An 11607-nucleotide genomic window follows, 5' to 3' on the forward strand; every position below is an offset into this window, starting at 1 on the left:
GGATAGCGCGAAAACGACGTCGATAGCGCGACTTATCGACAGTCGCCGAGCCGGCGGTTTCAGTCGGCCAGCTGCTCGATCGCCGCTTCGAGCCCGTCCAGGGTCATCGTGTACATACGATCGTCCATGAGCTCGCGGGTCATCTGGATCGACGGGGTGTAGTCCCAGCGCTGACGCGGCTCCGGGTTCAGCCAGACCGCGTTCGGGAAACTCTCCAGCAGCCGTTGCAGCCAGACCGCGCCCGCTTCGGCGTTCCAGTGCTCCACCGAGCCGCCCGGATAGGCGATCTCGTAAGGGCTCATGGTGGCATCGCCGACAAAGATCGCTTTGTAGTCGGAGGTGTAGGTATGACAAACGTCCCAGGTCGCGTGCTGCTGGGTACGACGACGGCGGTTATCGCGCCACAGCCCCTCGTAGGGGAAATTGTGGAAATAGTAGTACTCAAGATGCTTGAACTCGGCCCTTGCGGCCGAGAAAAGCGACTCGACGGTGGCGACGTGGTCGTCCATTGAACCGCCCACGTCGAAGAAGATCAGCAGCTTGACCGCGTTGCGCCGCTCGGGGCGCATATGCAGATCGAGATTGCCCGCATTCTTGGCGGTCGCACGAATGGTGCGCTCCATATCCAGCTCTTCGTCCGCGCCGGTGCGGGCGAAGCGCCGCAGCTTGCGCAGCGCCATCTTGATATTGCGGGTGCCGATCTCCTGGGAGCCGTCGAGATTGGCGAATTCGCGCTTGTCCCAGACCTTGACCGCGCGCCGATGGCGCGAGCCGTCCTGGCCGATACGGATGCCTTCCGGATTGTAGCCATAGGCGCCGAACGGCGAGGTGCCGGCCGTGCCGATCCATTTGCTGCCGCCTTCGTGGCGTTCGCCCTGCTCTTCGAGACGCTTCTTGAGCGTTTCCATGAGCTTGTCCCAGCCGCCCATGGCCTCGATCTGGGCCTTCTGCTCGTCGGTTAGCTCGAGCTGCTTCATGCGCTCGAGCCATTCGTCCGGAATATCGGTGGTCAGGTCCTCGGTCGCGGCCTGGATACCGTCGAAGTAATGGCCAAACACCTGATCGAAGCGATCGAACTTGGTCTCGTCCTTGATCAGCGTCGCCCGCGACAGATAGTAGAAATTCTCCACGCTCATGCCGCCGACGTGGCGATCCAGCGCCTCCAGCAGCGTCAGGTACTCGGTCACCGACGGCTTGAGGCCGGCGTCGCGCAGTTCGTAGAAGAATTCGATCAGCATGGCAGGCCGCGGGTTCGGCGCGCGCGGCTTTTAGCCGCGGCGCGTCATGAACGCCAGGCGCTCGAACAGATGCACGTCCTGCTCGTTTTTCAGCAGCGCGCCGTGCAGCGGCGGCAGCGCGTCGCGGGCATTCTTGGAATGCAGCGCCTCGGCCGGAATATCCTCGGCCAGCAGCAGCTTCAACCAGTCGAGCAGTTCTGATGTCGACGGCTTTTTCTTGATGCCCGGTACGTCGCGCACGTCGAAGAACAGGTCCATCGCATCCGAAAGCAGGTTCTTCTTGATGTTCGGGAAGTGGACATCGACGATTTCGCGCATCGTGTCCTTGTCCGGGAACGAAATGAAATGGAAGAAGCAGCGGCGCAGAAAGGCGTCCGGCAGTTCCTTTTCATTGTTCGAGGTGATGATGATGATCGGACGATGACGGGCTTCGATGGTCTGATGCGTCTCGTAGACATCAAAGGCCATGCGATCGATCTCGCGCAGCAGATCGTTCGGGAACTCGATATCGGCCTTGTCGATCTCGTCGATCAGCAATACCGGCTGCGTGTCGCAGGTAAAGCATTCCCACAACGGCCCCGGCACGATGTAGTTGGCAATATCGTGCACCTTCTCGTCGCCCAACTGCGAATCGCGAAGCCGCGATACCGCATCGTACTCGTACAGGCCCTGCTGGGCTTTCGTGGTCGACTTGATATGCCACTGGAAAAACGGCTTGTCGAGCGCCGCCGCGACTTCTTCGGCCAGCATGGTCTTGCCGGTACCCGGCTCGCCCTTGATCAGCAACGGCCGTTGCAGTGTCGCGGCCGCATTCACCGCAAGTTTGAGGTCGTCTGTGGCGACGTAGCGGTCGGTGCCGGTGAATTGCGTGGTCATAAACGTGAATCGCGGTTGTAAATCAGATCGATCGCGGTAGCGACCAGACCTTCAGTGTCGTGGAAATGAAACGCCTTTTCAATAAAAACGCCCGGCGCAGGGGCCGGGCGTTGCTTCATTGCGCCGGCCGTTCAATCGGCGGCGCGTTGCTCCAGCACAGCGATCGCGGGCAGCGTCTTGCCTTCCAGAAACTCGAGAAAGGCGCCGCCGCCGGTGGAGATATAAGACACATCCTCTTCGATACGGTATTTCTCGATCGCCGCAAGCGTGTCGCCTCCGCCGGCGATCGAGAACGCTTCGCTGCGTGCGATCGCCCGTGCCAGCACGTGTGTTCCGCCGCCGAACTGGTCGATTTCGAATACGCCCAGCGGCCCGTTCCAGACGATGGTGCCGGCGTCCTTGAGAATCTCGGCGATACGATCCCGACTTTCCGGGCCGAAATCGAGAATCATCTCGTCATCCTCGATCTCGGTCACCGGGCGCACCTCGGGATGGGCCTCGGGCGAAACCTCCGTGGCCGTGACCACATCGGTCGGCAACGGAATCTCGCCGCCGCGGCGACGTATTTCGCGATCGACCATACGCGCCGCGCCGACCAGATCCGGCTCGTGCAGCGAGGCCCCCACGTTGTGACCGGCCGCTGCCAGGAAGGTGTTGGCGATACCGCCACCCACGATCAGCTGGTCGGCGACGTTGGCGAGGCTTTCCAGCAGTTCGAGCTTGGTCGAGACCTTGGAACCACCGACGATGACCACCAGCGGCCGCGCCGGATCGCCCAGCGCGGCCTCCAGTGCTTCCACCTCGGCCGATAACAACGGCCCCGCACAGGCCACCGGCGCGTAACGGGCCACGCCTTCGGTCGATGCCTGGGCCCGGTGGGCGGTACCGAAAGCGTCCATCACGAACACGTCGCACAGCGCCGCCATCTTGCGCGAGAGCGCTTCGTCGTTGGCTTTTTCGCCGACGTTGAAGCGCACGTTCTCGCACATCACGATCTCGCCCTCGCCGACGTCCACGCCGTCGAGCCAGTCGCTGACCAGCGGCACGTCGCGGCGCAACAATTCGCCGAGATAGCGGGCCACTGGCGCCAGGCTATGGTCGTTGTCGGGCTGCCCCTCTTTCGGACGACCCAGGTGCGACATGACCATCACCCGGGCGCCGGCATCGAGCGCGGCCTGAATGGTCGGCACGGACGCCTTCAGGCGGCCGGCCGAACTGACCTCGCCGTTGGCGAACGGAACGTTGAGATCCTGTCGGATCAGCACCCGTTTACCGGCCAGATCCACGTCCTGCATCTTGAGCATGGCAGTCATGTCGCGCTCCTGGGTCTCGTAGTCCTGCTTAACCGGCGTTGGCCAGGGCCAGCGCGGTATCGAGCATGCGGTTGGAGAAACCCCATTCGTTGTCGTACCAGGAGCAGACCTTGATCAGCTTGCCGCCGGCGACCTTGGTCAGCGGACCGTCGACCGTCGACGAAGCCGGATCGTGGTTGAAGTCGCTGGAAACCAGCGGCGCTTCGCTGTAAGCGAGCACACCCTTGAGCGGGCCTTCGGCGGCCTGCTTGAGCACGGCGTTGACTTCTTCGACCGTGGTGTCCTTGGACACCTGCGCGGTCAGGTCGACCATCGACACGTTGATCGTGGGCACGCGTACGGCGAAGCCGTCGAGCTTGCCGTTGAGTTCCGGCAGCACCAGGCCCACGGCCTTGGCCGCACCGGTGGCGGTCGGAATCATGCTCTGGGTGGCACTGCGGGCACGACGCAAATCCTTGTGATAAACGTCGGTGAGCACCTGGTCGTTGGTATACGAGTGGATGGTGTTCATCAGCCCGTATTCGATGCCGAAGGCGTCGTGCAACGGCTTGACCAGCGGCGCCAGGCAGTTGGTCGTGCAGGAGGCGTTCGAGATCACCTTGTCGTCGGCGGTAATGGTGTCGTGATTGACGCCGTAAACCACGGTCGTGATATCCCCGGCCGGCGCAGAAATCAGCACCTTCTTGGCGCCGCCTTCCAGATGTGCGCTGGCCTTTTCCTTGCTGGCGAACAGGCCGGTGCATTCCATCACGATATCGACGTCGAGCTCGCCCCAGGGCAGATCGGCGGGGTTGCGCTCGGCCAGCACCTTGATCTTGTCGCCGTTGACGACCATGTGCTCGCCTTCGATCGACACTTCGCCCGGGAAACGACCGTGGGCGGTGTCGTACTGGGTGAGATGGGCGTTCGCCTCGGCGTCGCCCAGATCGTTGATGGCCACGATCTCGATTTCGCCATTGCGGCCCGACTCATACAGCGCACGCAGCACGTTGCGCCCGATACGACCGTAACCGTTGATCCCGACTTTGACTGCCATAGCTACCTCTTTACTAACGGTCTGGCCGCTTCGGTGCGGCCAGTAAGAACATGAATTGAATACGGGCCGGGCTTCAGCCCAGCTGTGCGCGCACGGCGTCGACCACGCTGTCGACGGTCACGCCCATATCGGCATAGACATCGCCGGCAGGGGCCGACGAGCCGAAATCGTTCACGCCGACCACATGCCCGGTGGCGCCAACGAAGCGATACCAGCTGTCGCTGACCCCGGCCTCGACCGCCACGCGCGCAGCGATCGCCGCCGGCAGCACCGATTCGCGATAGTCGGCGCCCTGGGCATCGAAGGCTTCGATACAGGGCATGGAAACCACGCGTACAGTCACGCCCTCCTGAGCCAGGCGATCGGCGGCAGCGACGGCCATGTCCAGCTCGGAGCCGGTACCGATGATCAGTGCCTGCGCTTCGCCCTCGGGCTCGCTGAGCACATAACCGCCGCGCGCAATGGCGGCCACCTGAGACGCATCGCGCGGCTGGTGATCGACGTCCTGGCGCGACAGCGCCAACGCGGTCGGCCCGTTCTCGCGCTCGATCGCGGCCTGCCAGGCGACCGCGGTTTCCACGTCGTCGCCCGGACGCCAGACATGCAGGTTCGGTATCAGGCGCAGGCTGGCGATATGCTCGACCGACTGATGGGTCGGGCCGTCTTCGCCGAGGCCGATAGAGTCATGGGTATAGACCAGGATATTGCGCGAGCGCATGAGCGCGGCCATGCGCACCGCGTTGCGGGCATAGTCGGAGAACGTCAGGAAGGTCGCGCCAAACGGGGTAAAGCCGCCATGCAGACTCAGGCCGTTGGTGATCGCGGTCATGGCGAACTCGCGTACGCCGTAGTAGACGTAGTTGCCGCTGTAGTCGCCGGCGCTGATCGGCACATGGCCCTTGAAATCGGTGCCGTTCGACCCGGATAGATCGGCCGAACCGCCGATCAGTTCCGGCAACAGCGCCGCATAGGCTTCGATAGCCGCCTTCGACGACTTGCGCGTGGCCGTACGCTTGCCCTCGGCCTGTACCTTTTCTATGAAGGCACGGCACTGTGCCGGCCAGTCGCGCGGCATCTGGCCTGCCATGCGACGTTCGAACTCGGCCATGTCGTCGGCGTATTTGGCCGCATAGGCCGCACGGGCGTCCTGCCAGTTCTTCTCGGCGGTCGCGCCTCGATCGTGCTTGTCCCAGGCCGCATAGATATCGTCCGGCACGGCAAAGCGCGTTTCGTCGGCCCAGCCGATCTGCTTACGCGCGGCGGCAATCTCTTCGTCGCCTAGCGCGGCGCCGTGCACGCCGGCGGTGCCCTGCTTGTTGGGCGAGCCCCAGCCGATCACGGTCTTGCAGCAGATCAGGGTGGGACGGCCGGTTTCCTGGCGCGCGGTTTCGATGGCGGTCTTGATCTCGTCGGCGTCGTGGCCGTCCACGTTACGCACCACCTGCCAGCCATAGGCTTCGAAGCGGGCCGGCGTGTCGTCGGTGAACCAGCCCTGGGTTTCGCCGTCGATCGAAATGCCGTTGTCGTCATAGAAGACGATCAGCTTGCCCAGCCCGAGCGTGCCGGCCAGCGAACAGGCCTCGTGCGAGATGCCTTCCATAAGACAGCCGTCGCCCGCGAAGCACCAGGTGTAATGATCCACGAGCGTGGCATCGGCGTGATTGAAGCGCGCTGCCAGCGCGGCTTCACCCAGCGCCATGCCCACGGCATTGGCCAGACCCTGGCCCAGCGGGCCGGTGGTCGTCTCGACGCCCGGGGTCATGAAGTTTTCCGGATGACCCGGGGTCTTGGAATGCAGCTGACGAAAATTCTTGATGTCGTCGAGCGATACGTCATAGCCGGTCAGATGCAGTAGCGCGTACTGCAGCATGGAACCGTGCCCGTTGGACAGAATGAAACGATCACGATCGACCCAGTCCGGATTGCCCGGATTGATCTTCATGTAGTCGTTGAACAGCACCTCAGCAATATCGGCCATGCCCATGGGCATGCCCGGATGGCCGGAGTTGGCCTGCTGGACGGCGTCCATCGACAGAATACGGATGGCGTTGGCGAGATCACGGCGTGCAGGCATCGACAATCCTATGACGCGGCTTGACAAAGGCCGTGCATTGTCTATTAAAGCGCCCATGTGGGCAACACAGGATTAAGTGCCCGCACGGGCACGAATTGCCGGGCACCTTGCCCTGCACCGGCGCTGGACGCGGGCATAAATCGCGCAATCGCAGCCATCCCGCAGGCAATCCACGCCCCGTCATGAATATTTAATCGACGCCGAGATGCCTGACGATGCGCCTGCAAAAATCTTAATTATCATGCGCTTGGTAAATAATGCCCAAATGGGCGAGCGTAGAATCGCCTAAAGACAGCACCCCCGTATCCCGCCCTGCCCTCGACTCGCGGATTGGCTGTGCTAGCGTCGGTCATGGGGCTATTGCCGTTACCGTGCGCTGACACCCAGAGCAAGTATTAACACGGCGCACGTCGGCCATGCCTTGTCCATCGGTTGCAACACCGATTTCCACAAACCAGAGGGATTCAGCTCATGGCAGACCAAAACGCCAAGACAGAACAACAAAAACCGGTCGAAATCATCAGCGGCACGACGGGCAAACCCATCAGCAACTCGCGGCGGCGGTTTCTGAGCAATGCCGGCATGTTCTCGGCCGGCCTGGTCGGCAGTTCGCTGCTGGCAGCCTGCAGCGACAACGACGGCTTTGCGAATGCCCAGTCCAACAACGCCGGCAATAACGATCTGTTCGCGAACGCACCCAGCGACGCTGCCGTCTTGCAGTTCGCGCTCAACCTCGAATACCTGGAAGCCGAATACTATCTGGGCGCCGTGACCGGTTCCGGCCTGCAGGCCTCCGACACGAGTGGCAGCGATGGCGGCATGCCCGCCGGTACCGTCACCTTCCCGCAGCAGGGTGCGGTCAACTTCACCGGCGAAGGCCTGATCGGCCGTTATGCCGCCGAGATCGCCTCCGACGAGCTCGATCACGTGCAGTTCCTGCGCTCGGGGCTGTCCCAGGCCGGCGGGCTGATCGCCCGTCCGACGATCAACCTGAGCAGCTCCTTCGACTTCGCCGCAACCGCGGCCCTGCGCGGCGCCGGCGTGATCGGCAGCGGTGCGACCGCGACGTTCAACCCGTACGCCAGCCCGCTTGGCTTCCTTATCGGGGCCTTCATATTCGAGGACGTCGGCGTGACGGCTTACAAGGGCGGCGCCCAGTTCCTGCGTAATCGCGACTTTTTGACCGCAGCCGCCGGCATACTCTCGGTCGAGGGTTATCACGCGGGCCTGGTGCGCACGATTCTTACGGCGCGTGCGGAAGACGGCGAAACCGTGACCTTCAATACCAGCGAAGGCGACCAGACCCTGCCGCTCGGCGCCGTGATAAACGCCATTTCCGGGGCTCGCGACAGCCTCGACGGCGAAGACGATCTCGACCAGGGCATCACCGGTGACGGCGTTAACAGCGTTTCGATCTACGGCATGAATTACGATGCAACCAACATCGTCCCCACCGACGGTAGCGGCATCACGTTCTCGCGCACGCCGGCACAGATCCACAATATCGCCTACCTGACGCCCAACAGCGTGAGCCCGATGGCGAACAACGTGCCGTCGACGAGCTTTTTCCCGGAAGGCACGAATATCGCGGCTGCCGAGGCGCTGGAAGCCAGCGGCGGTGCCACACAAAGCAGCAACACCACGACCTGAATTCCTATAACCGCGAAATAAAACCTCCATACCCGTTCAACGAGGGCGCCCCTCGTGAACTTTAGCCCCGGCCTCGGCCGGGGCTTTTTTATGGGCATGCAAACCGGCTTTATATCTCGATCGCGGCAAGCCGTTGGGCACCGGCGACGAGCGTGGCATCGCTCTTGGCAAAGCACAGGCGCAGCAGGCGCGTGTCCGGAGGCGTTTGAAAAAACGGGCTCAGCGGCACCCCGGCCACGCCGACCTCTTTGACCAGCCATTGCGCGAACGTTGCATCATCGACGTCGCGCACCGCGGAATAGTCGACCAGCTGAAAATAGCCGCCGGGCACGTCGCGCAGAGTCAACGGCGTGTCGGCAAGCAGCGCCCGGAACCGATCCCGCTTGGCCTGATAGAAATCGGCCAATTCCAGGTGGTGAGACGGCTCTTCGGCAAGCATGTCGGCCAGCGCCCATTGCGCGGGGGCAAAGCTGGCAAACGTCAGATACTGATGCACCTTGCGCAGCTCCGCGGTCAGCTGCGGCGGCGCCACGCAGTAGCCGATCTTCCAGCCGGTACAGTGATAGGTCTTGCCGAAGGAGCTGATCACGAAGCTGCGCGCGGCCAGCTCGTCGTGACGGGCCACGCTCTGATGGGCCTGGCCGTCGAAGACCATGTGCTCATACACCTCGTCCGACAGCACGATGATGGACGTATCGCGCAGCAGCGCGGCGAGCCGATCGAGATCAGCCGCACTCAACACCGCGCCGGTGGGATTATGCGGTGAGTTGACGATGAGCATCCGGGTACGCGGGCCGATGGCATCGGCGACCCGCTGCCAGTCGATCGCGAAATCGGGCCGGGTAAGCGGCACCCGGATGGCGCGGGCATTCTGCAGTTCGATGGCCGGCACATAACAGTCGTAGGCCGGGTCGAGCACGATAACCTCGTCGCCGGCGCCCACCGTGGCCGCAATCGCAGCGAATATCGCCTCGGTCGCCCCGGAGGTCACCGTGACTTCGGTGTCGGCGTCGGTGGCCCGCCCGTACAGGGCGTTCGTCTTGGCCGCGATCTGTTCACGCAGCGCGGCCACGCCGATACCGGGCGGGTACTGGTTACGGCCGTCGGCAACCGCACGGGCGAGCGCCTCGCGCAGGCGTAGCGGCGGCTCGAAATCGGGAAAGCCCTGGCCCAGGTTCACGGCATTGTGCCGGGCGGCGAGTTCACTCATCACGCTGAAGATGGTGGTGCCCACGGCCGGCAGTTTGCTGGCGAATTGCATGCGCATGATTGCAGTGGTGGAACGAGGCGAAATAGTAGGGCCTGTGGATGGCGCATGCGACCCGGCGCCCAACCGATCTGTCGGACAACGGCGCGATCGGCTATACTTGCGGCCGTCTTCAGGGCGGGGCGAAATTCCCCACCGGCGGTATGTCGTTAGCGACGAGCCCGCGAGCGCCTCGACGGATGGTCGAGGGTCAGCAGATCTGGTGCGATGCCAGAGCCGACGGTCACAGTCCGGATGAAAGAAGACGCACGGCGGCCACCGCGCAGGGGCACGCCTATCGCGCCTGTCGCCCTGAAACGTTGACTCAGCAAAGAGGACGTTTCATGCCCCAACACGACTTCCACAACCACCCGCGCCTGGCCGCCGCTATCGCCGCGTTTCGTGCCGGCGATCCGGTGCTGCTGCTCGACGACGCCGATCGCGAAAACGAAGCCGACATCGTCGCCGCCGCCGACAACCTCAAGACCGAAACCATGGTCCGCATGATCCGCAACGGCAGCGGCATTGTCTGCCTGTGCCTGGATCAGGCCAGCGCGGACGCGCTCGAACTCGAGCCGATGGTGCGCGACAACCAGGCACGGCATGGCACCGGCTTTACGGTATCAATCGAAGCCGCGGAAGGCGTGACCACCGGCGTTTCCGCCGTCGATCGCGTACGCACGATCACCGCCGCGCTCGAGTCGATCGACGGGCCGCGCCGTATTGTCAGCCCCGGCCATGTGTTTCCGCTGCGCGCGCGCGCCGGCGGCGTGCTGGAACGCCGCGGCCATACCGAAGGCTCGCTGGATCTGGCGATCCTGGCCGGCCTGCGCCCGGCTTCGGTGCTCTGCGAACTGATGAACGACGACGGCACCATGGCCGGCAATGACGATATCCAGCGCTATGCCGAAGCCCATGGCCTGCCGATTCTGACCATCGAGGAAATCGCGGCCTATCGTGCAGCACGCACCGCGCGCTGTGCCTAGCCCGACGCGAGCGCGCTACAGCACGCCGCGGATGACGGCAATCGCCTGCCGGGCTATCCTTTCGTCATGACAAGTGCTTCCAAGACCACCGACGACGGCGAGGCGAGCGACAAGGTGCCGCCGGAATTCTCGATCGACGCACTCGCGCGCGAGACTGGCAGCACCGTGCGCAACATCCGCGCCTATCAGGATCGAGGCCTGCTGCCGCCGCCGGAGCGGCGCGGGCGCAAGGGCATCTACAACGATGCGCACCTGTCGCGTCTTCGTATCATCAACCGTTTGCTGGAACGCGGCTATACGCTCGCCAATATCGGTGAGCTGATCGGCAGCTGGGAACGCGGTAACGATATCGGCAGCCTGCTGGGGCTGGAGACGGCCGTGGCCAGCCCGTGGACGGACGAAGTCCCCGATTACGTCACCATGCCGCAGCTGCTCAAGAAGTTCGGCGGCCAGTTCTCGCGCTCGGCGCTGAAAAAGGCGATCGATCTGGACGTGATCCGCCCCGAGGGCATGCGTTATCGCGTGCCCAGCCCGCGGATGCTGCATGCCGGCGCCGAACTCGTAGCCGTCGGCATTCCGCTGGAAGAGATGCTGGACGTGGTGGCCTACCTGCGCCGCAACGTCGAACAGGCCGCCGACGAAATGGTGCGCCTGGTCGCCATCCACGTATTCGATCGCTACGGCGAAGGCCAGCTGCCGCCCAAGGAAGACATGCCGGAACTCGCCGATATCGTCTGGCGTTTCCGCCCGCTCGTGGAAATGGCCGTGTTGCCGGAGGTCGCCCGCGCCATGGGCAAGGCCGCCGATCGCCACCTGGGCGATCGCCTCGCCCTGCTCATGGAACACCTGCACGACGCGCGCTAAGCCCGGCGTTTTACTGGCGCGCCCACGGCCGCGTGCCGGCGCCCCAGGCTGACCTGCAAAGCATTTCCTGATCGATTTGAAACAGCGCGGCCCCGCCGAGGAATGCTTGCGCTTGTCGGCTCTGGCTGTTTCGCAGGCGTAGTTGCTTTCACCCCGCCTTTGTGACACCGTTTGATGTAACTATTACATCGGACGTGGCCAATGCCGCATCATGACAGCATCGCCAACAACGCCGACGAACCCGTCTGGGTTCGGGGTGACGGCGTGCATCTGGCCTGCCATGTCGCAGGCCCAGCGGATGCGCTCGTACTCGTGTTCGTGCAC

10 protein-coding genes and 1 riboswitch are annotated in these 11607 nt (G+C 63.6%); of the genes, 3 read left to right on the forward strand and 7 right to left on the reverse strand.

The genetic code is table 11. From position 1 onward, the window contains the following. Positions 1-59: 59 nt before the first annotated feature. From ABNU97_RS08530 to tkt, 6 genes are all read right to left on the reverse strand, one after another. Positions 60-1238 carry a VWA domain-containing protein gene (locus tag ABNU97_RS08530; protein WP_348766313.1) on the reverse strand — a complete coding sequence of 393 codons (1179 nt, stop codon included), beginning with the start codon at positions 1236-1238 and terminating at the stop codon, positions 60-62. A 30-nt stretch (positions 1239-1268) separates the two neighbouring features. Continuing rightward, positions 1269-2114, reverse strand: coding sequence for a MoxR family ATPase (locus ABNU97_RS08535; RefSeq protein WP_348766314.1), 846 nt, complete (start codon positions 2112-2114; stop codon positions 1269-1271). Next, positions 2111-2233: a hypothetical protein gene (locus ABNU97_RS08540; RefSeq protein ID WP_348766315.1), complete on the reverse strand. Its 123-nt coding sequence runs from the start codon at positions 2231-2233 to the stop codon at positions 2111-2113. Before ABNU97_RS08540 ends, ABNU97_RS08535 begins: the two co-directional genes overlap by 4 nt. 12 nt (positions 2234-2245) lie before the next feature. Continuing rightward, a complete protein-coding gene (locus tag ABNU97_RS08545) occupies positions 2246-3427 on the reverse strand; it encodes a phosphoglycerate kinase (protein ID WP_348766316.1) in 1182 nt (393 codons plus the stop codon). 28 nt (positions 3428-3455) lie between these two features. Then, positions 3456-4463: a type I glyceraldehyde-3-phosphate dehydrogenase gene (gap, locus tag ABNU97_RS08550; protein ID WP_348766317.1), complete on the reverse strand. Its 1008-nt coding sequence runs from the start codon at positions 4461-4463 to the stop codon at positions 3456-3458. A gap of 73 nt (positions 4464-4536) precedes the next feature. Next, positions 4537-6537 carry a transketolase gene (gene tkt / locus ABNU97_RS08555; protein WP_348766318.1) on the reverse strand — a complete coding sequence of 667 codons (2001 nt, stop codon included), beginning with the start codon at positions 6535-6537 and terminating at the stop codon, positions 4537-4539. Between the two features lie 471 nt (positions 6538-7008). Between tkt and ABNU97_RS08560 the strand changes: the two genes are divergently transcribed. Next, on the forward strand, positions 7009-8187 hold the full coding sequence (locus tag ABNU97_RS08560) for a ferritin-like domain-containing protein (RefSeq protein ID WP_348766319.1): 1179 nt from the start codon (positions 7009-7011) through the stop codon (positions 8185-8187). A 109-nt stretch (positions 8188-8296) separates the two neighbouring features. On the opposite strand, the gene ABNU97_RS08565 is transcribed toward ABNU97_RS08560, so the two are convergent. Continuing rightward, positions 8297-9448 (reverse strand): pyridoxal phosphate-dependent aminotransferase, encoded by a 1152-nt coding sequence (locus tag ABNU97_RS08565; RefSeq protein ID WP_348766322.1) that lies wholly within the window; start codon positions 9446-9448, stop codon positions 8297-8299. Positions 9449-9558: 110 nt separating this feature from the next. Continuing rightward, positions 9559-9704, forward strand: a riboswitch (FMN riboswitch). Between the two features lie 73 nt (positions 9705-9777). Between ABNU97_RS08565 and ribB the strand changes: the two genes are divergently transcribed. Both ribB and ABNU97_RS08575 read left to right on the forward strand, forming a co-directional pair. Further along, positions 9778-10419: a 3,4-dihydroxy-2-butanone-4-phosphate synthase gene (gene ribB / locus ABNU97_RS08570; protein WP_348766320.1), complete on the forward strand. Its 642-nt coding sequence runs from the start codon at positions 9778-9780 to the stop codon at positions 10417-10419. A 66-nt stretch (positions 10420-10485) separates the two neighbouring features. Next, the gene (locus tag ABNU97_RS08575) at positions 10486-11283 is read left to right on the forward strand and encodes a MerR family transcriptional regulator (RefSeq protein ID WP_348766321.1); all 798 of its coding nucleotides are present in this window, start codon (positions 10486-10488) and stop codon (positions 11281-11283) included. Positions 11284-11607: the final 324 nt, after the last annotated feature.

The sequence above is a fragment of the uncultured Salinisphaera sp. genome, from assembly GCF_964012375.1.
GTDB lineage: Bacteria > Pseudomonadota > Gammaproteobacteria > Nevskiales > Salinisphaeraceae > Salinisphaera.

Coding starts and splice junctions, on each gene's coding strand:
- ABNU97_RS08530 (WP_348766313.1), bottom strand. CDS start 1,238: ATGCTGATCGAATTCTTCTACGAACTGCGCGACGCCGGCCTCAAGCCG.
- ABNU97_RS08535 (WP_348766314.1), bottom strand. CDS start 2,114: ATGACCACGCAATTCACCGGCACCGACCGCTACGTCGCCACAGACGAC.
- ABNU97_RS08540 (WP_348766315.1), bottom strand. CDS start 2,233: ATGAAGCAACGCCCGGCCCCTGCGCCGGGCGTTTTTATTGAAAAGGCG.
- ABNU97_RS08545 (WP_348766316.1), bottom strand. CDS start 3,427: ATGACTGCCATGCTCAAGATGCAGGACGTGGATCTGGCCGGTAAACGG.
- gap (WP_348766317.1), bottom strand. CDS start 4,463: ATGGCAGTCAAAGTCGGGATCAACGGTTACGGTCGTATCGGGCGCAAC.
- tkt (WP_348766318.1), bottom strand. CDS start 6,537: ATGCCTGCACGCCGTGATCTCGCCAACGCCATCCGTATTCTGTCGATG.
- ABNU97_RS08560 (WP_348766319.1), top strand. CDS start 7,009: ATGGCAGACCAAAACGCCAAGACAGAACAACAAAAACCGGTCGAAATC.
- ABNU97_RS08565 (WP_348766322.1), bottom strand. CDS start 9,448: ATGCAATTCGCCAGCAAACTGCCGGCCGTGGGCACCACCATCTTCAGC.
- ribB (WP_348766320.1), top strand. CDS start 9,778: ATGCCCCAACACGACTTCCACAACCACCCGCGCCTGGCCGCCGCTATC.
- ABNU97_RS08575 (WP_348766321.1), top strand. CDS start 10,486: ATGACAAGTGCTTCCAAGACCACCGACGACGGCGAGGCGAGCGACAAG.